This is a genomic window from Psychrobacter sp. TB20-MNA-CIBAN-0197 (genome assembly GCF_040309765.1).
Classification (GTDB): domain Bacteria; phylum Pseudomonadota; class Gammaproteobacteria; order Pseudomonadales; family Moraxellaceae; genus Psychrobacter; species Psychrobacter submarinus.
The window spans coordinates 1-280 of the sequence record NZ_JBEOPC010000420.1; the positions used below are offsets into that span (position 1 = coordinate 1).

Here is a 280-nt window from a genome sequence, read left to right on the forward strand (position 1 = left end):
GGTGTAAGCGATGGCCGCGGTATTTCCGGAGATCCTCGCGCTCGGCGAGGCGATGATCGAATTCAACCAGTCGCAGCCGGGACGCCCTGAATTCCTGCAGGGCTTCGGCGGCGACACGTCGAACTTCTGCATCGCGGCGGCGCGCCAGGGTGCATCGACGGGCTTCGTGTCGGCGATCGGCGACGATCCGTTCGGCCGCCTGCTCGCCGACATGTGGGCGTCGGAGCAGGTCGACACGACGTACGTGCGAATCGACCGCGCGGCGCCGACCGGCGTGTAT

At 67.5% G+C, this 280-nt stretch carries 1 protein-coding gene; it reads left to right on the plus strand.

The window, feature by feature from the left end:
* Window positions 1–10: 10 nt before the first annotated feature.
* A partial coding sequence (locus tag AAEY83_RS14305; protein ID WP_351059868.1) for a PfkB family carbohydrate kinase occupies window positions 11–280 on the plus strand: 270 nt, incomplete at its 3' end.